We start from the raw sequence: 20415 nt of genomic DNA on the forward strand, positions 1-20415 counted from the left end.
ATCTAAACAGAAAAACGACCGTGTCTCAATTTCATTTCGAACTGATCCATACCGATTCCCGGACTCAGGCCCGCGCGGGCCGCTGGCATACTCCCCACGGCATTGTCGACACTCCGGCTTTCATGCCCGTGGGTACCCTGGCCTCTGTCAAAGGGTTATTGCCCGAACAGCTCAAACAGGTGGGAACGCAGCAGGTGCTGGCAAATACGTACCATCTGGCACTGCGTCCGGGAGCCGAAATTGTGCAGGAACTGGGCGGGCTACATGAATTCATGAACTGGGATGGTCCGATTCTGACCGACAGTGGTGGATTCCAGGTCTTCAGTCTGGCCCAGCTGACAAAGATGGATGATGAGCAGGTGGTTTTCCGCTCTCACATTGATGGCAGCCTGTTTGAACTCTCGCCCGAAAAAGCGGTGAAGATCCAGGAACAGCTGGGAGCCGACTGCATCATGTGCCTGGATGAGTGCCCGCCGCACGATGTGCCGCCGGAAAAAATGCAGGAAGCCGTCGATCGGACGACCAAGTGGGCCGCCCGCTGCCGGGATGCCCAGAAACGGGATGACCAGGCCCTGTTCGGCATCGTTCAGGGAGGGACTAATCAGAAAATGCGGGAACGCTCGGCTGAGGGGCTCTTGCCACTGGAATTTCCCGGGTATGCGATCGGGGGTCTGAGCGTGGGGGAAAAGCCTGAGGATATGTACTCCACCCTGGATTTCACGACGCCTATGCTGCCTGTAGAAAAGCCCCGCTACCTGATGGGTGTGGGCCGTCCGTCCGACCTGATCGAGGCCATTATGCGGGGCGTGGACCTGTTTGACTGTGTGATGCCGACCCGAAATGGCAGAAACGGGATGGCTTTTACCAGTCAGGGACGCGTGAATTTGCGTAATCAAAAGCATGCCCGGGATCCGAGTCCACTGGATCCCGAGTGTGATTCGCCCGGTTCGCGTGACTACAGCCGGGCTTATCTGCGTCATTTATTCATGGCGCGGGAGATGCTGGGGCCAATTCTGATCTCTCTGCATAACATTGCCTTTTATCAGAAACTGGTGCGGGATCTGCGTGAGGCGATTCTGAATGATCAAGTTGAGGAGTTTAGGGCGGTTCACCTTGCCCGCTGGAACGCATCTTTCTAAGATACAGCTTACTTGATTGCTGGATAACTCCTGAAATTGTTTAGGTTTGGGCCAAATTCGAAACAGCAGTGAACCACCCGAGCCTGTTAAACTGATATGAAATTTCTTGCTGGATCGGGTTGCGGGTCAGATCTAAGTGATGCATGAGACTCACTTTATAGATTGCCACGCTGGCCCGGGAAGAGAACGAAATGCACACCTTATTGTCGACTTTGTTAGTACTTGCTCAAGAGACACCCGCCAAACAGCCCGCTGGTCCTTCTTTCCTGGTCCAGTCGCTGCCTTTGATTGTGATCGTGATTTTTTTCTACTTCATCATGTTCCGTCCTCAACAGAAGGAACGGGCGCGACGCGAGCAGGTGCTCAACGAGTTGAAGAAGAATGATCGTGTGGTGACCATCGGTGGGATCATTGGCACGATTGCCAATATTTCAGAGTCAGATCAGGAAGTGACTCTGAAAATTGATGATAATTCCAAGATGAAAGTGCGTCGCAGTGCCATTCAGGGGCTGTATCAGGTTGAAACCAAAGAGACAACAAGCTAGGTTGCGTTTCAACACAGAAGTTTGTCAGTATCTGGCACGAAGTTGTCAGCTTAAATCATCATTGCCGAATGAATCGGCCCAGACAAAAAGAATCGTTTCAGGACTAATTGAATGACAGGGATTGATTTTCACTCAGCAACGCTGCTGGCTCAGGAAGCGACCGAAAAAGCGCCTTCGGGCGTATCCGCCGTCACTATCATCTTAATCCTTCTGGCTGTCTTTGTACTGCCGTTTATTCTGGGGGCGGTGATTTCCCGCGCTCTCAAGTTGAAGGAGTATTCACAGAAGATCGGCCTGGTCCTGTTTGTGGCCATCGTAGCGGCGACTCCCTTTATCTGGCAGATCTCGCATGGCCACGACTGGCGAAATGCCATTCGTCTGGGTATCGACCTGGCCGGCGGTTCGAACATGGTTTTCGAAGTCGATCAGGGTAAAAGCGAAAAAGAGCTTTCCAACGAAGTGATGGACCAGATGGTCGGCGCGATCGGGCGTCGTATCAATCCATCGGGTACGGAAGAAGTCACCGTTCGTAAGGTTGGCCAGAGCCGGATTGAAGTCATTGTTCCGGGAGCCGACACTGAAGACGTACAGCGGATTAAATCGCTGATTACCCGACTGGGGAGCCTGGAATTCGATATCGTCGCAAACCGCCGCGACCATCCCCGTGAAGTTCGACTGGCTATGGAAGCCAAGGGGAAGGATGTGCGTGACAATGAAGGCCGCGTGATCGCCAGCTGGCGTGAAGTCAGCAGCGACGAGCCTTTCAGCACCGACGACCAGATGGTCGTTCGGCCCTACACCCGCAAAGACGGGACCCAGGGACAGGAAGTGCTGGTCATCATCGAGCCTAACGAAGACCGACGCATCACCGGTAAGTACCTGGTGCGGGCCCGTCAGTCGACCGACCAGAACGGTGCACCTGCGGTTGCCTTTACATTCAATGCCCGTGGCGGCACCCTGTTCAGCCAGCTGACATCGAAAAACCGTCCCAGTAAGGATGGTTTCCACCGTCACCTGGCCGTGCTGCTGGACGGTAAAGTTCATTCGGCACCTCGTCTGATCGACACGATTGGATCCGAGGGGCAGATTACCGGTAACTTTACTCAGAAAGAAATTACCGACCTGTTGAACGTCCTGAATGCCGGGGCCCTGGAAGTTCCGCTGAAGCCGGAACCGGTCTCCGAGTTCTCCATCAGCCCGCTGCTGGGTGTTGACGTTCAGCAGAAAGGGAAGCAGGCGATCATCATCGCGGCTGTTGCCGTGATCGTGTTCATGCTGATCTACTATCGTTTCTCCGGCCTGGTGGCCAATATCTGTCTGACGCTGAACCTGTTGCTGGTGATGGGAGCCATGTCTTTCATCAATGCGACCTTCACCCTGCCCGGTCTGGCCGGTCTGGTGCTGACGATTGGTATGGCGGTCGACGCAAACGTACTGATTTTTGAGCGTATCCGGGAAGAGAAAGCCCGGGGCTCCAGCCTGCGAATGGCGATCAATAATGGTTTCTCACGGGCTTTCACTACGATCGTGGACGCCAACCTGACCACGCTGATTGTGGCGGTTGTCTTGTACGTGATTGGTACCGACCAGGTCCGCGGTTTCGCCGTGACGCTGTTTATCGGTATTGTCATGAGTATGTTTACCGCCCTGTATGTCGGGCGTCTGATCTTTGACATCTTCGAACGGAAACGCTGGATCAGCGATCTGAAGATGATGAGTATCGTGGGTGATACCAGTATCGATTTCCTTGGCAAGCGGAAGATTGCCGGCGCCATTTCGGTGGCCCTGATTCTCATCGGCATGGGCGTTGTCATCGCCCGCGGAGAAGAGAACCTGGATATCGACTTCACCGGTGGTACGATGGTGACCTTCGAGTTCGAAGATCAGCAGAACATCGACGACGTCCGCGCCAGCCTGCAGAAGGCATTCGATAGCAGCATTACGCTGGAACAGCTGGAGCTGTCGAACGATCCGACTTCGGAGGGGCGTTTCTTCCGGTTGCGTACCACGATGAATGATGCCGACCTGGAAAACTCCGGTCAGAATGCGGCTGAAGGTATTCGTGAAAAACTGAACGAAGCCTTCGACGGAACCGATCATAAACTTCGGAAAGTAACGATGGACTTTGGCGAGGTGAGAAAACTGACCGGTAGTGCTGATTCACCGGCTGGCACCGAAGTCGAACTGACCTTCAGTGGTGATCTGAAACCCTCGACGGTTGAGACTTACCTCAAAGAAGAGATTGCCAAGATCAAGAACGAAGATGGTTCCGATAAATATGAGCGGATCCCCGAGTTCCAGGTTCAAGGCGCAACCGCTGGTGATAAAGAGGACGAAACGGCAGATGCTTCTGCGGAAGCAGCCCGCCATAAGAAGATGGTTGCCCAGTTTGGTCCTGACCTGTCAGCTGCCGACCTGGAAACTGCGTTAGCTGAGATGAAAACCGTCATGGCAACCACAGCAGTACTGGATGAAGTTAACAGCTTCGACAGCTCTGTGGCCAGCGAGATGCAGGAATCGGCTTTGATGGCGATGCTGATCAGTCTGGTAGCGATCGTGGCTTACATCTGGTTCCGCTTCCAGCGAATCACCTTCGGTCTGGCGGCTGTCGTGGCTTTGGTACATGACGTGCTGGTTGTACTGGGGCTGGTTGCCTTGGGAGCTTACCTGAGCAACACCGCACTGGGGCCGCTGATGGGACTGACCGACTTCAAGATCAACCTGCCTATGATTGCAGCGTTCCTGACGATTGTCGGTTATTCGCTGAACGATACGATCGTGGTCTTCGACCGGATTCGTGAAGTTCGTGGCAAGAACCCTGCTCTGACAACCAGTATGGTCAATGAGAGTCTGAACCAGACGCTGTCTCGTACCTTGCTGACCTCATTAACGACATTGATCGTAGTGCTGATTCTGTACGCGATCGGCGGTGAAGGTATTCACGGCTTCGCTTACTGTCTGGTGCTGGGTGTGTTTGTCGGTACCTACAGCTCGATCTTTATCGCCAGCCCGGTTCTGGTCTGGTTGATGAACCGTCCGGGAAGTGCAACTGCCCGGGCAACTCAGGAAAGCGAAAAGCAGGCCAGCGTCAGCAACAGCTAAGCTGCAAGATGCTCTAAACTGCTCTGAAATAAAAAGGGGCTGACTTTGAAGTCAGCCCCTTTTTTTATATCCATAGTGTCTGTCACAATTGATAGCCACCCATCAGTTCCGTAGGGTGGCTTGTGTTTTTAGCGGGTCTTCTGGCCTTCGACAAAGACAGCTTCGATTGAGCCCGGGAAGGTGATTCCTTCGAAGGGAGACCAGCCGCATTTGGTTTTCAGATCTTCACGCTGGATGGTTACAGGACGTTTGAGATTGAGCACGGTGAGGCTGGCGGTGTAGCCCGGTTCAATTTTGCCGAATTTCAGCGGTGCGATGTACGGGTTGACGAATTCCCCGGGATTTTCCGAACAGAAACGGGCTGCCTGTTCCGGAGTGAATTTCTGGTCCAGAATCAGCCAGGTGACGAACGCACCATAGGTATCCAGGTGTGGTTGTCCGGAGATGCCCTGCTCGTTTTCTTCCAGGGTATGCGGGGCATGGTCAGTTGCCAGGTAATCGAGGGTCCCTTCCCGCAGGGCAGCCAGCATAGCCTTGCGGTCTTCGATTTTCCGCAGCGGAGGGTTCATCTGCATCTTTCCCCGGTTCTGGTCGGTCAGATCGGACTGATCAAAATAGAGGTGATGCGGTGTGACTTCACAGGTGACTTTGAGACCGCGGCTGCGGGCTTCGCGAATCAGGGGGAGCCCTTCTCCGACCGAGTAGTGACAGAGTTTGCCACGGAGATCGTATTTTTCAATCATCTGCAACGCGAAGCGGGTGGCGGAAATTTCGCATTCCGCGGGTCGCCGCTCTTCGTGAGTGGCGGCGTTCGCGTGTTCATCGAGCAGAATGGGGTCTTCACAGTGGAAGCTGACGTTGCAGCCGCGGTACTGCGAGAGTGTTTCATCCAGCTGTTCCAGTGTTTTGAAGAACAGGTCGCCGACGCTGGGGCCCATGTAGGCTTTGTAAGGTACCGGAAATGTGAGTGGGCTGGTGCCCGGTCCGATGCCCGCATAGAGCGTAAAGTGAATCGGCGGGTTACGCTGCTTAAGGTGTTCCTGTTTGGCGTGGTAGCTCTCGTCTGTAATCGGAGGTACGGGGTTGTTGGGCATGTCAGCCACATGGACGACCCCGCCATTCAGAGCGGCGGCACCTGCGGTGCAGAAATCTTCTTTGTATGTTTGTGATTCCCCGATATCATCGCGGGCGTGAATGTGAATATCGCCCATGCCGGCAAAGATCAGGCAGTCATCGGAGAAAGTGAAATCCGGTTCTCCCAGTTGAGCGCCGACTTCGACGATCTGATTTCCCTCGATACGAATCTGGCTGTGAGAAGTCCCTGTAGAACTGACGAGAGTTCCTTGTATGATCATCGAACTGAAGTCATTCCGTTATGAAAGAAGTGTTGTCTGCAGTCAAAGAGGGATGGTGTGATTACCAGCCGACAGACATGTTGGTTTCGATTGCCAGCTGGGCTTCGTGCAGGTCGGCCCCGGTGTCACGCATGTAGAGTCGGATGGCGTGAACTTTGTCACCCGAAGCGCGGAAGAGGCATTCGCGTGCCATGTCGCAGGGTTCGGTGTGCCCTTCAATCCCCAGCAGGCGTTTGGAGATGACCCACATGTCGCGTGGGCGGCGAGTGACACGCAAGATCTCATCTTCGGGGTAATTCTCCTGGGCAGCGTGTTCCGCTTCTTCTTGAGTATTAGCCCAGCCCACCATGATATGCGCGTTTGTTTCAATCTCGTAAAGAGCCATAATTCAACTCCAGTCTGAAGAATGGAAATGTGAAAGCCTGTGAACGGCAACGAATAACAGGACTCTTTCGAATTCGTCGCAGCAGACATAATACTCAGGAGTCTGAAATCGAACAATTCCCTGCCCGTATTATAGCCAAGCCCGAATCGCGGCGAGAGTGTCTTCTGGAAAATGTTTCAAGAAAATAAGAAATCACGATTTTACGCTTGCTTATGCGACATCAGAACTTGCAGTGATTCTGGATTATTGAATTGAAGGTTCCAGGAGCGGCTGTGTTACTGATTGTGTTGTGCATCCCACTTCTCTTCTGCTGCACTTTTGCGAAGGTAGAAGGGAGTCAGGTTCCAGACTTCACTGGCCGGTGGGGTCTCCTGCTGCAGGAGCGTGGCCGTCAGTTCTGCGACCTGAGAGGCGAGTGTCTGGCGGGGAAAATCTTCGATCCGGATTTCCGGTAAGCTGCCCTGGTCGAGCAGATCGATTCCGGGACCACAGACGGTTTCACCGGGCTGAAGTGCACTGCTGAATTCGTGGATGTCCTGCAGATGAATGGGGACTGTCTGTTGCCATTCTCCTGTGGAATTGCGGACATATCTGCCGACGAATAAATCGCCCCGCTGGGCGTTGGAGATCACATGGGTCTCTGAAATTTCAGTCGGACAACTGAGTGCGATGGCTGCAAAGGTATCGATTCCCTGTACGGGAGCACCTGTCACGTAGCCAAAGGTTTTGGCGAAGGTGATGCCGATTCTCAGGCCGGTAAAGCTGCCCGGGCCACGGCTGACGCCGATTCCGGCGATCTGCTGAGGGGCGATTTCCAGCTGATCCAGCAGTTTTCTGACTTCGCTGACCAGGGTCTGGGCGTGCTTTCTCCCCTGTTGCTGCAGTGAGACGGGCGCAATTTCCTGCCCGGGACGGCAAATCGCGATGGAGCCGCTGCGTCCGGAAGTCTCGATACCTAGATAAAACTCGGAATTTTCCACACTGACTGAAATCAAGTACATCGAAAAAGGAGGGCAAATGCGTTAAAAATGCATTAAGGAGTATGACAAACTCCCCCTGGGCTTCCAAGTCATCTACCGTAAAATCTCCCACGCGGATGCGTAACAACGAGTCTGCAGAGACTGACAGCTGACCATCCACTTCCCTGGAGCAGACGCTTTAAGTCCAAAATAGAATAGATTATTGTATTTCGAACGCCGTCAGGACCGAAAATTAATCGATGTCCACCCGCCCGGTCTGCATGCCCGGTGTTCGAAGTGTCCCGCATGTCGGCATAATTCAATACAGCAATACACAGTTTGTTGTTCATCCTAGTTAAGACAAAATGGTTTACTTTAAAAAACTCAACGACCTGCTGACCTCCTTTGATTTAAAAACGAGTGGCAAATGGTTTGTGCTGTCCTGCCTGATCGGGGTGGTGGCGGGGTTTGGCGCCATCGTATTTGACGCGTTAACTCAGATCGTGCAGCATCACTCTCTAGTCGCGATCGCCGGATTTGAACACCCGCAGACAGTCGGCGAATATTCCTTCTATAAAGACCAGGTGACGGAGGTGAACTTCGCACCATGGCTGTTGCTGGTGGTGATTACAGTCGGCGGTCTGGCTTCGGGAGTCATTGTGTACAACATTGCCCCGGAGGCGGAAGGCCACGGAACCGATGCTGCCATCGATGCTTTTCATAATAAACGGGGTGAAATCCAGCCCCGGATTCCGATCGTCAAGACGATTGCCTCTGCCCTGACACTGGGGACCGGCGGTTCAGCCGGCCGGGAAGGACCAATTGCCCAGATTGGAGCCGGCTTTGGTTCGTGGGTGGCGACCAAGTTGAAGCTCTCGGCCCGCGATCGCCGGATCATGCTGGCAGCGGGAATGGGGGCTGGGATTGGTGCGATCTTCCGTGCTCCCCTGGCCGGGGCGTTGTTTGCTGCCGAGATCATGTACAGCAATGCGGATTTCGAATCGGACGTGATCGTGCCGGCTGCAATGTCGTCGATCATTGCGTATTCTCTCTATTGCATGTCGCTGCCACAGGCACTGCGTTTCATGCCGCTGTTCGGGAACGAACTCCATCATACGGTCGATTCCCATTTTGAATTGATTCCCTACACGATCCTGTCGATCGTGCTCAGCCTGTCCGCGGCTTTTTATGTGAAAACATTTTATGGCACGAACCGGCTCTTCAAGCGGTTGCCGATCAAGCCGATGTTCCGCCCTGCTGTTGGTGCTTTTCTGACCGGTGTCGTCGGACTGGGGCTGTTCTATCTTTACGATCAGGATATGCGGGCACTGTCGGTGCTCTCAACCGGGTATGGTGTCCTGCAGGAAGCGCTGACTTCGGCATCCAAGGTAGGGATTCCACTGCTGCTGACGGTGGCGGTTGTGAAGGTCTTTACGACCTCGCTGACGATCGGCTCGGGGGGATCCGGCGGTGTGTTCGGACCTTCGATGGTGATTGGCGGTTGTGTGGGAGCTGCCACCGGGCAGTTTCTGCAGAAGCTATGGCCCAATCTGGTGACACAGCCTGAGGCCTACGGACTGGTGGGGATGGCCGGGTTCTTTGCCGGTGCGGCCCATGCACCGATTTCGACGATCATCATGGTTTCTGAAATCACCGGGAACTATGCCCTGCTCCTGCCGACAATGCTCGCTTCGACACTCTGCTTCGTGCTCTGTCAGCGGGTGCACCTCTACCAGAAACAGTATCCCAGCCGCCTGGATTCACCGGCACACCGGGGTGACTTCCTGATCGATGTTCTGGAAGGAAGCCGGGTAAGCGATGTGTATGATCCCCAACGCAAGATCCAGTTGATTCATGAGTCGAAAACCCTGGATGAAATCGTGCATTCACTGGCGGGGACACAACAACATTACTTCCCCGTGGTGGACGACGCGGGACGGATCATCGGCGTGTTCTCCGAGGATGACGTGCGGGCTTACCTCTACGATGAAACGATCTGGAAGCTGGCCCTGGCGCGAGACATCATGCAGCCTGATTTCATGCGGGTGACCCCCGAAGATGACCTGAATACCGTCATGCAGCGTTTTACGGCCATCAATGTGGAAGCGTTGCCGGTGGTTGATGCCCAGGATGCGGGCGTGCTGCTGGGGATGCTGCATCGTAAGGAAACGATTGGGTATTACAATCAGCAGTTACTGAAGCATAAGCGGGCCAGCGACGAACAGGAAACCTGATTCAGTCTTCTTCCTCTTCGCCGTCTGTATTCCGCATTTCGAACAGGAAGCGGGAGGGTAGCGTCGGCTGTTTCTTGCCCCACTTGGTTCGGGTGGCGGCGCGGCTGAGTGTCAGGTAGTCCTGAGCCCGGGTAATGCCTACATAGGCGATCCGCCGCTCTTCCGCGATTTCTGCATCGGTCCCTTCGACCGATCGCTTGTGCGGGAGGAGTCCTTCTTCCATCCCGACCAGGTAGACACGCGGGAATTCAAGTCCCTTGGCACTGTGCAGTGTCATCAGCTTCACGGCATCCTGAGACAGTTTGTCTTCCTTGTCGTTGAGGTCGTCGCGATCCCCGAGAGCCGTTTCTTCCAGGAAGCCGGAGGGACTGGGGTCGCTGGTTCGCGTGCAGTATTCTTTGATCGATTCAATGAACTGTTCCAGCACGACGAGCCGGGCCTGCTGCTGCTCGGAAGTCTTGTACTGCTTTCTGATTTCCGAGGCGTAGTCGATTTCCTGGATCAGTTCCTGCATGATCTGAGCCAGTTCCCGGGGGGACCGTTCGAGCCGGGCACGATAGCGGCGAATCAATTGGTGGAAGGCGCTCAAGGCAGAGCTGGCCCGCGGAGTCAGTTCGTTGGCTTCGCGGGCAGAATCGACCGTGTCCCAGAACTGGTGCCCTGCCTTGACGGCCTGGTTGACCAGTTTTTCGACCGTCCCGCTGCCGATGCCGCGTGTGGGGGTGTTGATGATCCGCAGCATGGAGAGTTCGTCGTGCGGAAAGGCCAGTGTTTTCATGTATGCCAGCAGGTCGCGGATTTCGCGACGATCGAAGAAAGACTGGCTGCCAATCAACTGGTAGCGGACATTGGTCCGACGGAGTTCGGTTTCGAAGACGCGGGGCTGTTCGTTGGTGCGAAACAGGATGGCGAAGTCGCGGAGCGGAATCTCCTGGGCTTCGTGCAGGTAGCGAATCTCGCCGATGATTTTCTCGGCCTCGGTCAATTCGTCGGCCAGTTCGAGGAAGCGGACCGGGGCTCCCATTTTCTTGTGCGCGACGAGCTGTTTCTTATGGCGGTCGCGGTTGTGTTTCACGAGCCGGTTGGCCAGGTCGATGATCTTGTCGGTGCAGCGGTAATTGCTCTCAAGGCGAACGACTTTGGCACCGGGGAACTGTTGCTGGAACCCGAGAATGTGACGGACTTCTGCACCGCGCCAGCCGTAAATTGACTGATCGTCGTCCCCCACCACACACAGGTTCTGGTGCGGTTTGACTAAAGCGCGGATCAGATTGAACTGGGAGAGGTTGGTGTCCTGGTATTCGTCAATCTGCACGAAGTCGAACTTTTCCTGGACCTTCGCGAGGACATCCGGGAACTGGGAGAACAGGTCATTGGTCAGCATGAGCAGGTCATCGAAGTCGACGGCACCGCTGGAGCGGAGTTTTGTCTGGTATTTGCGATACGCCATGGCGGCGAGGAAGTCGAAATCGTTTTCGGTGTAGTTGGTGGCCATTTCCGGAGAGACGTTTGCCATTTTCCAGGAGCTGATTCGGTTCAGCAGGTCGCCGGGCCGGAGGCTTTTGTCATTGACGCGAATTTCTCGAAGTGCCGCCCGGGCTGCGGACTCCTGGTCGCCCCGGTCATAGATCACGAATTTCTGGGGATAGCCCAGTGCGGTGATCTCTTCGCGCAGGATGCGGACGCAGAGCGAATGGAACGTGGAAATGAAGGGCTTGGCCGGCAGGCGTTTGCCCATCAGACCGTTCATGCGTTCCTGCATTTCCTTGGCTGCTTTGTTGGTGAAGGTCACCGAGAGGATCTTGTTGGGAGTCACTCCCTGCCGGATCAGTTCCACCATGCGATAGGTAATCACACGTGTTTTTCCGGTACCGGCGCCAGCCAGAACCAGGAGTGGACCAGAGAGAGTAGAGGCTGCTTCACGTTGTGCCGGATTGAGTGCGGAGAGATGACTGGAAGAACTGGGAGAGGAAGACAAGGACATATATCAGGATCAATTATCTGGCTAAAACGGGTATGGGCAGCTGAGCTGAAGCGGTAACCGGCGGCGACGATTCCCGCTCAGTGACTTTCATCTTTTTTATCGGGGTTCGATCGGGGCGCCGGCTTTTTCTGGGCGGGGCGTTCCGGTTTTCGTGAGGCACTGGGTGATTTTTTCGCAGGTGCCTGGCCTGCTTCAGTAGACTCCGATTTCGATTCCGCGGAGCGTCTGCTGGAACCGGGCTGTTTCTTTTTTCTCAACTTGGGGCGCGCCTGTTCGCTGCGCCGGGACTGAGCGGGATCTGGTTGCTGTTTTCGACGGGCCGATTCCACGGTCTCCTGGTGGGGGACCGGAGTTTTCGCGGGAGCGGAATGCTGCTGTTCTTTATAAGCCAGCCTGAGCGGCTCGAGCATCTCGTTGATCGTCTGCCAGCGGTCTTGCGGGTAGAGCTCCAGCCCCTTCATGATCGCATCGGCAATGCGGGGGTCGAGATCGGGGAGCAGGTTCTGGATGTGTTCCGGTGGTGAATTGATATGTTGCAGGACTGCTTCCATTGTTTCGGCTGCCTTCCAGGGCAGCCGTTTGGTCAGCATCTCATAGCAGGTCACTGCGTAAGAGAAGATATCGATTTTCTGGCTGGTCTTCTGGCGTTTGATGAGCTCGGGGGCCATATAAGCGGCGGTACCGGTGCGGTTGCCGGGCTGCAGAAACGGAGGCGTGTTGGGGACGACCAGTCCGAAGTCAATCAGCTTGAGTTCGTGATCGTTGCTGACCATGATGTTGCGCGGGCAGATGTCGCGGTGAATCCAGCCTTCGTCATGAAAATACTGGATCGCTTCACCCAGCTGGATCATGTATTTGAGGCAGTTGGTTTTCATGTCCTCGTTCTGGGCTTCCACCAGAAAGCTGAGACTGTAGCCTTCGATGAATTCCATGACGAGGAACTGTTCCTGATCGGTAGTCAGGCCGTGTTCGTAAGTCTTGACGATGTGCGGGTGATTGAACTGGACAGCGATCTCCCCCTCTTTGGGTTTATCCAGTCCCACAAAGCGGGCTTCCAGTTCCTGTGTTTTGACTTTGTCCAGAATTTTAAGCGAAACGGTTTTGCCGGAATTGTAATCGCGGGCCCGCCAGACCTTCGACATGCTGCCCTGGCCCACGCGCCCGATGAGCTCAAAACGTTGCTTGATGTTCACACGGGGAACACGTGCTTCTTTGGAAAAGAGTCGCTTTAAAAAGTTCATGCATTCACCAGGGGCAGAGAGTGAATTCAGGACCAGGTTTCATCCCGGGCTCAGAAGAAGTTAACCGGCCCAACACTTCCAGTATAATTGCCAGCCTGACGAGACGCAAAGCGGTGCCCTGAAATCGACTGTTTCCAATCAGCGTCGACTGATGCGAACGGTGGTCGGGACGGTGTCAGGGATTCGTTTTGAGACTTTGGGGGAGTCAGACGCAATAGTCAATCAGTCGTGCCAGTTCCGAGCGGAGTCGGGGACGGGGAATAATGCGATCGACAAAGCCATGATCCAGAAGAAATTCACTGGTCTGGAAGCCTTCGGGCAGCGAACTTTTAATCGTGGCTTCCACTACCCGCGGTCCGGCGAAACCGACCAGGGCTTTGGGTTCCGCGACGACAATGTCACCCAGTGAGGCGAAACTGGCGGCGACTCCCCCCATGGTGGGGTTGGTCAGAACTGAAATGAACAGTCCTCCCTTTTCGTGGTAGCGTCCCAGGGCTGCTGAAACTTTTCCCATCTGCATCAGGGAGAAGATCCCTTCGTGCATGCGGGCTCCCCCGCCGGAGCCACTGATGATGATCAGCGGGAGTTTGAGTTCCGTTGCCTGTTCGATGGCGCGGGTCAGTTTTTCGCCGACCACGGAACCCATGCTGCCCATGATGAAGGACGAGTCGGTAATGCCGATGACCAGCGGGCGACCACGCATGTAGCCTTTGCCGACGATACAGGCATCTTTGAGTCCGGTTTTTTTCTGCTCCGCGACCAGGCGTTCTTTGTAGGTTTTGCTTTTGTCAGCAAATTCGAGCGGATCGCCTGCGGTGAGGTCGGGATACCATTCTTCAAAGCTGTCCGGGTCGAGCAGCTGCTGGATCCGGGTGTGAGCCGAGATCGAAAAGTGGTGATCGCATTCCGGGCAGAGGCCGAGCCCCTGATCGACCTGTTTGCAGAACACGGTTGCGTTACAGGCAGGACAGCGTTGCCAGAGTCCTTCCGGCACCCCTCGCTTGGGGCGGGTGGTGTGGCTGAGCTTTGAATCGACGTTTGACTTGGGAGCAGAACTCATATTACTTAGCCTCCTCGTAGCGCCATTTTTCTGTATGGCAGCTTTGACCCTGTTGGGAATCCCTCTTTTCTGATTGATCGTCAAAATTTACCTGTTTTGAATCACTTTTTTTAGGGGGTGACTCAAGAATTTCCAACATTTCATTGTGACAGAAGCGTCCGGCGTGCTCAAAACAAATTTTTTCTTTCTGTTCGTTCCGCAGGAGGCTGGAAATGATCGTCGCCAGTGGTTCTGAAGCCACGATGGCGAAGTTCTGTTTCTTCTTCAGGTATTTCTGTAATGTTTTCTGGACCCGGTTGACCGCTTCCGAGGCGAGTTCCCCTTCGGGCGGGCAGACCGTTTCGGGAGATTCGGCCCATTGTTTGAGTAATTTGGGGTACTTCCGACGGACTTCTTCGTATTCCAGACCCTGCCAGAGCCCCTGGTTCAGGTTTTTCAGGCCTTCCTTTTCCTTGACCGGAACGCCCAGGTTTTCGCCCAGCTGTTCGGCTGTTGAGAGGGCGGGCTCTGATGAAGAGGTGATAATGGTTTCGATCCCCGCCTGTTCCAGCTGGGGAATCAGATTTCGAACCTGCTCTTCCCCTTTTGCGTTCAGCGGAAGATCCAGGGTACCTTGAATTCGCTCATCTTTATCAAAGTCAGTACAACCAGGACGTATGAGTACCACAGTTGGCATGTTTTTGAATCTCTTTTATGTTAAGGAAGCTGTCCGGCTTCTGGCTATCCGGGCCAGATCGCTGACAGCAGTTGCGTAATCGGGCTCATTAAAAATGGCGCTTCCGACTACAAAGTAATTGGCACCGGCCTGAGCTGCTGCGCCGATGGTATCTGGATCAATGCCTCCATCCACGGAGAGAATCGTTTCCGGAGAGATCATTGATTTCAATTGTCTGATTCGTTCGGGGCTGGTTTCGATGAAGGACTGCCCTCCAAAGCCAGGTTCCACGCTCATTACCAGCACCAGCCCGCAGGCATCCAGATACGGTTCGATCCGTGCCAGCGGTGTCTGGGGGCTGATCGCCAGACCGGGTAAGACCCCTGCCTCCTTGAGGCGATCCAGCAGACCCTGTGGTTCCGGCAGTGCTTCGATATGGACGGTAATCGAATCGCAGCCAGCCTTGATGTAGTCATCAACATACTTTTCGGGATTGCTGATCATCAGGTGGGCGTCGAAAAACGACTTGGTCAATGGTCTGACCCGCTCAATGAGCATGGCTCCGTAGGAGAGGTTAGGGACAAAATGCCCATCCATGACATCCCAGTGGAGTACGGGCGCCTGAGCGGCATCCAGCAGCTCGACCTCACGGTGGAGGTTGCCGAAGTCACACTTCAGCATCGAGGGAGCAATTACCGGTGCATCTGATAACAATTTGTGTTTGGTATTCGAGTCAATCATAGAATTCAGGAATAATATACAACTCAAAGCCAAAAGCAAGAGCTCTGAATCGTTCTCATCAAGAGTTTGATTTCTTGCGAGTTTTATGAATGGAGTTACTGCTTTTATTATAAGCGGACTATTTTGACGATCTCAGGGATCATAGTCTAGTGGAAAGTAGAAACACCTGTTCTTGCGTGTAGGTGAGTCACTCTGGAAAAACAGCCGAGATGAAAACCATCTCGGCTGTTTTCGTAGTTCCGTCTCTAAATCATATTCTATAAGATTAGATGGTGATTAGAGTTGCGCCAGACGAGCGATCATGTCGGCCGTCCGGTTTGAGTAACCGTATTCGTTGTCGTACCAGCTCAGAACTTTGATCATGTTGCCGCCGATCTGGGTGGTCCAGCTGGCGTCAAAGATGGAGCTGTGAGTGTTGCCGATGATGTCACTGGAGACGATCGGATCGGTGTTGTACTCCAGAATGCCCTTCAGAGGACCTTCAGCGGCTGCTTTCATGGCAGCGTTGACATCGTCAGCAGAGACGTCTTTGCTGAGGGTTACGACCAGGTCGGTAATTGAACCAGCGGGAACGGGAACACGCAGACTGAGACCAGTCAGTTTGCCGTTCAGGTCGGGCAGAACCAGACCGACGGCTTTGGCAGCACCGGTGGTGGTTGGAATGATGTTAACAGCGGCAGCACGGGCCCGCAGCGGGTCGGAGTGCAGCTGGTCAGAAACACGCTGGTCGTTGGTGTAAGCGTGCACTGTGGTCATCAGACCGTGCTCAATCCCGAAGTTTTCGTGAATGACTTTGGCCATGGGAGCCAGGCAGTTGGTGGTACAGCTGGCGTTGGAAACACAGTTGTGCTCTGAAGTCAGCTGATCATCGTTAACGCCGAAGACAACGGTCATGTCCGGAGTGTCTTTCGCAGGAGCGGAAATCACTACTTTACGAGCACCCGCGGTAATGTGGCTGTCGTAACCGGGGTTGCCGTCTGCTTCACGTTTGGTGAAGAAACCGGTGGATTCCAGAGCCACTTCGACTCCGAGTTCTTTCCAAGGCAGATTGCGAGGATCGCGTTCTGCACAGACCCGTACGGTTTTACCGTTGACGATCAGGTTGCTACCTTCTGCTTCAACAGTTCCGGGGAAACGACCCTGAACACTGTCGTACTTCAACAGCCATGCCAGTTTCTGAGGATCACCCAGGTCGTTGATGGCAACCACTTCGAATTCGTCGGGACGGGCAGCCAGTGCTCTGAATGTGATACGACCAATGCGTCCAAAACCGTTAATACCTACCTTTACAGCAGCCACAGGACTCACTCCTTACATCTGAATGAAATTTATATCTATCTGTTGACGGCAGATCCGCTGGAAGACAATTCCTCGGGGATCTCGATGCGCGTACTTTGTAACTCGTTTTCGGGGCTGATTGTAATAGTCTATGCACGGCCACACAACCGAACGCAGCAACTCGTTTGAGTTCTTAATAATTCAACAATGTTAAGTATTTGTGCGCGTGCCGGGTGACTGGCGAATGTCCCGGGAGATTGTGTGCGAATTTACTGGACAGATACTGTTCGCAGTCGCTGGCATGTGACAAATTTCGACAAGTATTCCCCTCCCTGCGCGTAGTCTGGATCACACGACCTCAAGGGGCTCCAGCAAAAATGACGATAGTGCTTGAGAGGAGAATACTTACATCTAGAGGGAATATATCGACAGATCATGCATCGGGGAACGTTGATAAGACCCTGTCTGTAAGTAACTTAGCTCCTCCCGCCAGGTTTCAAAATTACTATATAATACGTTCCCTAATCACCAGGACGGGCTGATGGACGATATTCTGCAGGAGTTTTTGGCAGAAAGCTGGGAAAACTTAGGTCAACTTGACTCTGAAATTGTTGAGTTGGAAAAGGATCCTCAGAATGCTGAGCTGATCGCCAGCATCTTTCGGACGATTCATACGATTAAGGGAACCTGTGGTTTTCTGGGACTGACGAATCTGGGAGCGGTCGCGCATTCAGCTGAAAATGTGCTGGGTAAGATGCGCGAGCGGATGATGGAAGTTTCTCCCGGAGCGATTTCTCTGGTACTGGAAGCTGTCGACAGTATTAAAGAACTGTTGCAGGGGCTGGAAGCAACCGGAGAAGAGCCCAAGACCGATCATTCAACTCTGACCGGCATGCTGGATGACCTGGCAAATCTGGCGACGGCACCCGTGGCAGATACAACTGCTGCCCCGGAAACGGTAGCACCAACGGAGCCGGCAGAGATCAGTGCTCCTGCAGTTGCGGCAACATCCCCTGCTGAATCAGCACCCGTCGAATCTGAACCGGTTGCTCAACCAGTGGCTGAAGCTCCCGCGCAAGAGGTTAGAGCACCAGAGCCGGCACCAGCTACTACCGAAGTCGTAGCGGATGCTGCCGATGATGGGGCTAAATCATCCAAGGTCAGCGTCGCTGATCTTTCGATTCGTGTAAATGTGAACGTTGTCGACAGCCTGATGAACCTGGTCGGGGAACTGGTGCTGACACGAAATCAGCTGCTGCAGCTGGCACGGGGAGATGAGGAATCAAAGTACGCAGCGCCGATCACCCATTTGAACCGGGTGACAACCGATTTGCAGGAAGGGGTGATGAAGACCCGTATGCAGCCCATCGGAAATGCCTGGAATAAGCTGCCCCGCCTGGTGCGTGACCTGTCTCAGGTGACACATAAACATATCGAACTGGTAATGACCGGTGCGGAAACCGAACTCGACCGTACGGTGCTGGATGCCATCAAAGACCCATTGACGCATATGGTCCGCAACTCGGCCGACCATGGTATTGAAGCGTCCGAAATCCGTAAGGCCAACGGAAAGCCGGAATCGGGGACCATTCATCTGAATGCCTATCACGAAGGCGGTCATGTGATTATTGAGATTCAGGACGACGGAGCCGGCATCAGCCGTGAACGGGTTCTGAAAAAGGCAATTTCACAGGGGCTGATCAACGAAGCCGACGCCGACACAATGACGGACAGCCACGTCTTTTCCATGATTTTCCAGCCTGGTTTTTCGACAGCAGAACAGGTCAGTTCCATTTCCGGTCGTGGCGTGGGAATGGACGTCGTACGGACCCAGATTGAAAAAATCGGCGGGACCGTCGATCTGAATTCGAAGATGGGCAAAGGAACAACTGTCCGGATCAAGATTCCGTTGACGCTCGCGATTGTCTCGGCCCTGGTACTCGAAAGTGGCGGTCAGCCATTCGCGATTCCCCAGTTGGGTGTTGTCGAACTGGTACGTCTCTCCGCTGAAGACCGTACAAAAATTGAAACAATTCATGACAAGAAAGTCTTCCGTCTGCGGGATCGCCTGCTGCCTCTGGTCCATCTGAATGAAGTCCTGCAACTGGAAGAAGAGTCACTTGAAGATGATGACGATCTGCACGATACAAACATCGTGGTTGTCCAGGTTGGCGAAGACCAGTTCGGGCTGATTGTTTCGCGGATCTTCGACACGGAAGAGATCGTGGTCAAACCCGTGGGACGACTGCTGAAAAACATTGGCCTGTATCAGGGGACAACAATTCTCGGTGACGGGCGGGTTGTGATGATCCTCGATGTCGGGGGTATCTTCAACCAGTGTGGGGGTAGTTCCTCGCACTCCCAGGCAGTGGCAGAAGATAATAACTCTGGAACTGGACGGGAAACGATCAGCATGCTGCTGTTCGGTGTCGGCGACAATGAGACCATGGCCGTTCCGCTTTCACTGGTGGCCCGACTGGAAGAGTTCCCGCTGGAGAGCATTGAACTGAATGGCGGACGGAAAGTCGTGCAATATCGAGATAACCTGCTGCCGTTACTTTCAGTGGAAGGTGCCGGGTATGGCGGGGGAGAAACAATTGATCCGCAGCCTGTGGTCGTGTTCTCGGAGAACAGCCGATCGATGGGCCTGATGGTTAACGAGATAAAAGACATCATCGACGAGCAGCTGGTGATCCGCATGCAGTCCGATCGACCGGGCATACTGGGGACGGCAATCATCGGTAAGAATGCCATCGATGTGATTGATACTCAATATTACGTGATGCGTTCCACCCCCAACTGGTTTGCCAAGGTCGAAGATAAGAAATCATTCCGGGTGCTGGTGGTTGATGATTCAATGTTCTTCCGTCAGCTGGTCGCGACTGCTTTGGAGACCGCAGGTTACTCTGTCGCAACCTGTGACAGCTGCGTGGCAGCGGTAGAGATTCTGGAACGCAATGCGAATTTCCAGGCGATTGTTACCGATCTCGACCTGCCGATGATGGATGGCTTCGAATTCTGTGAATGGGTGAAAGAACAGTCGAACATGCAGGAGACCTGCGTGCTGGCGATGACCTCTTCCAACAGCAGTGCAGATCAGACGCGGGCCACCGAGGCCGGCTTTGATCAGTTCCTGGTCAAATTCAATTCTCACGAACTCATTTCCTGTCTGGATGAGCATTTTGCCCGGACGAAACATAGTGCAGGAGTCAATGCATGAGCCTTACAGCGACTGATTCAACCAGCGGCATGGAGTCGCAGTTAGATTATTCGAGTCAGTATGTCTCGTTCCGCGTGGATGGTCAGCTGCTGGGAATTCCTGTGAATATGGTGCAGGAAGTCCTGACTGAGCAGGTGATTTCGCCGACTCCCCTGGCCCGCCCTGAAATTAAAGGGTTGCTCAACCTCCGGGGACAGATTGTGACGGCGGTCAGCCTGCGGAAGCGTCTGGGACTGCCTGACCTGGACAACGAAGAATCAATGAATGTCGTGACGCGGCTGGGAGGCGAGTCTTTCAGTCTGCTGGTCGACGAAGTGGGAGACGTGATCAACGTTTCCGGACGTTCGATGGAACCGGTACCCCGGACTTTGGATCCACACTGGCGTTCGGTCACGATTGGTGTGTTTCAGCTGGACGAGGGACTGTTTGTCATCCTGGATGTCGAAACGATTTTGAATTTTGACTGACTTTCGTTCTCTTTCCGGCGCATTTTAAAAGGGCCAAATCGTGGATTTAA

The 20415-nt window shown here is 54.0% G+C and carries 15 protein-coding genes; 6 read left to right on the forward strand and 9 right to left on the reverse strand.

The features are described from left to right. Window positions 1–20 precede the first annotated feature (20 nt). The 3 genes from tgt (at window position 21) to secD (ending at window position 4786) form a co-directional block, all read left to right on the forward strand. On the forward strand, window positions 21–1139 hold the full coding sequence (gene tgt, locus FYZ48_RS28380; protein ID WP_149345819.1) for a tRNA guanosine(34) transglycosylase Tgt: 1119 nt from the start codon (window positions 21–23) through the stop codon (window positions 1137–1139). Between the two features lie 191 nt (window positions 1140–1330). After that, on the forward strand, window positions 1331–1684 hold the full coding sequence (gene yajC, locus FYZ48_RS28385) for a preprotein translocase subunit YajC (protein ID WP_149345820.1): 354 nt from the start codon (window positions 1331–1333) through the stop codon (window positions 1682–1684). Window positions 1685–1795: 111 nt separating this feature from the next. Next, a complete protein-coding gene (gene secD, locus FYZ48_RS28390; protein WP_149345821.1) occupies window positions 1796–4786 on the forward strand; it encodes a protein translocase subunit SecD in 2991 nt (996 codons plus the stop codon). Window positions 4787–4914: 128 nt separating this feature from the next. On the opposite strand, the gene FYZ48_RS28395 is transcribed toward secD, so the two are convergent. The 3 genes from FYZ48_RS28395 to tsaB form a co-directional block, all read right to left on the reverse strand. Next, window positions 4915–6141 carry an amidohydrolase family protein gene (locus FYZ48_RS28395; protein ID WP_145040276.1) on the reverse strand — a complete coding sequence of 409 codons (1227 nt, stop codon included), beginning with the start codon at window positions 6139–6141 and terminating at the stop codon, window positions 4915–4917. 61 nt (window positions 6142–6202) lie between these two features. After that, window positions 6203–6526: a DUF6793 family protein gene (locus FYZ48_RS28400; protein ID WP_145040278.1), complete on the reverse strand. Its 324-nt coding sequence runs from the start codon at window positions 6524–6526 to the stop codon at window positions 6203–6205. Between the two features lie 275 nt (window positions 6527–6801). Next, window positions 6802–7506, reverse strand: a complete 705-nt coding sequence (gene tsaB / locus FYZ48_RS28405; protein WP_187782274.1) for a tRNA (adenosine(37)-N6)-threonylcarbamoyltransferase complex dimerization subunit type 1 TsaB — start codon at window positions 7504–7506, stop codon at window positions 6802–6804. 344 nt (window positions 7507–7850) lie between these two features. On the opposite strand from tsaB, the gene FYZ48_RS28410 reads away from it, so the two are divergent. Further along, window positions 7851–9719 carry a chloride channel protein gene (locus FYZ48_RS28410; RefSeq protein WP_149345823.1) on the forward strand — a complete coding sequence of 623 codons (1869 nt, stop codon included), beginning with the start codon at window positions 7851–7853 and terminating at the stop codon, window positions 9717–9719. Window position 9720: 1 nt separating this feature from the next. On the opposite strand, the gene FYZ48_RS28415 is transcribed toward FYZ48_RS28410, so the two are convergent. The 6 genes from FYZ48_RS28415 to gap all read right to left on the reverse strand — a co-directional run bounded on the left by FYZ48_RS28415 (window position 9721) and on the right by gap (window position 16699). Next, window positions 9721–11703: an ATP-dependent helicase gene (locus FYZ48_RS28415; RefSeq protein WP_149345824.1), complete on the reverse strand. Its 1983-nt coding sequence runs from the start codon at window positions 11701–11703 to the stop codon at window positions 9721–9723. Window positions 11704–11780: 77 nt separating this feature from the next. Then, complete coding sequence (locus FYZ48_RS28420; protein WP_149345825.1) at window positions 11781–12944, reverse strand: serine/threonine protein kinase; 1164 nt, start codon at window positions 12942–12944, stop codon at window positions 11781–11783. 205 nt (window positions 12945–13149) lie between these two features. After that, the gene (gene accD / locus FYZ48_RS28425) at window positions 13150–14004 is read right to left on the reverse strand and encodes an acetyl-CoA carboxylase, carboxyltransferase subunit beta (RefSeq protein WP_145040288.1); all 855 of its coding nucleotides are present in this window, start codon (window positions 14002–14004) and stop codon (window positions 13150–13152) included. 1 nt (window position 14005) lies between these two features. Continuing rightward, complete coding sequence (locus FYZ48_RS28430; protein ID WP_145040289.1) at window positions 14006–14680, reverse strand: histidine phosphatase family protein; 675 nt, start codon at window positions 14678–14680, stop codon at window positions 14006–14008. 15 nt (window positions 14681–14695) lie between these two features. Then, window positions 14696–15400: a ribulose-phosphate 3-epimerase gene (gene rpe / locus FYZ48_RS28435; RefSeq protein WP_149345826.1), complete on the reverse strand. Its 705-nt coding sequence runs from the start codon at window positions 15398–15400 to the stop codon at window positions 14696–14698. A 276-nt stretch (window positions 15401–15676) separates the two neighbouring features. Beyond that, window positions 15677–16699, reverse strand: a complete 1023-nt coding sequence (gene gap, locus FYZ48_RS28440) for a type I glyceraldehyde-3-phosphate dehydrogenase (RefSeq protein WP_145040293.1) — start codon at window positions 16697–16699, stop codon at window positions 15677–15679. A gap of 520 nt (window positions 16700–17219) precedes the next feature. Between gap and FYZ48_RS28445 the strand changes: the two genes are divergently transcribed. Then, on the forward strand, window positions 17220–19898 hold the full coding sequence (locus FYZ48_RS28445; protein ID WP_149345827.1) for a hybrid sensor histidine kinase/response regulator: 2679 nt from the start codon (window positions 17220–17222) through the stop codon (window positions 19896–19898). After that, a complete protein-coding gene (locus tag FYZ48_RS28450) occupies window positions 19895–20365 on the forward strand; it encodes a chemotaxis protein CheW (protein ID WP_145040298.1) in 471 nt (156 codons plus the stop codon). The genes FYZ48_RS28445 and FYZ48_RS28450 overlap by 4 nt, the downstream gene beginning before the upstream one ends. The last annotated feature ends 50 nt before the right edge of the window (window positions 20366–20415 follow it).

The organism is Gimesia chilikensis (assembly GCF_008329715.1).
Lineage (GTDB): Bacteria > Planctomycetota > Planctomycetia > Planctomycetales > Planctomycetaceae > Gimesia > Gimesia chilikensis.

Coding starts and splice junctions, on each gene's coding strand:
- accD (WP_145040288.1), bottom strand. CDS start 14,004: ATGAGTTCTGCTCCCAAGTCAAACGTCGATTCAAAGCTCAGCCACACC.
- FYZ48_RS28420 (WP_149345825.1), bottom strand. CDS start 12,944: ATGAACTTTTTAAAGCGACTCTTTTCCAAAGAAGCACGTGTTCCCCGT.
- secD (WP_149345821.1), top strand. CDS start 1,796: ATGACAGGGATTGATTTTCACTCAGCAACGCTGCTGGCTCAGGAAGCG.
- FYZ48_RS28410 (WP_149345823.1), top strand. CDS start 7,851: ATGGTTTACTTTAAAAAACTCAACGACCTGCTGACCTCCTTTGATTTA.
- yajC (WP_149345820.1), top strand. CDS start 1,331: ATGCACACCTTATTGTCGACTTTGTTAGTACTTGCTCAAGAGACACCC.
- FYZ48_RS28430 (WP_145040289.1), bottom strand. CDS start 14,680: ATGCCAACTGTGGTACTCATACGTCCTGGTTGTACTGACTTTGATAAA.
- FYZ48_RS28450 (WP_145040298.1), top strand. CDS start 19,895: ATGAGCCTTACAGCGACTGATTCAACCAGCGGCATGGAGTCGCAGTTA.
- rpe (WP_149345826.1), bottom strand. CDS start 15,400: ATGATTGACTCGAATACCAAACACAAATTGTTATCAGATGCACCGGTA.
- FYZ48_RS28400 (WP_145040278.1), bottom strand. CDS start 6,526: ATGGCTCTTTACGAGATTGAAACAAACGCGCATATCATGGTGGGCTGG.
- FYZ48_RS28445 (WP_149345827.1), top strand. CDS start 17,220: ATGGACGATATTCTGCAGGAGTTTTTGGCAGAAAGCTGGGAAAACTTA.
- FYZ48_RS28415 (WP_149345824.1), bottom strand. CDS start 11,703: ATGTCCTTGTCTTCCTCTCCCAGTTCTTCCAGTCATCTCTCCGCACTC.
- FYZ48_RS28395 (WP_145040276.1), bottom strand. CDS start 6,141: ATGATCATACAAGGAACTCTCGTCAGTTCTACAGGGACTTCTCACAGC.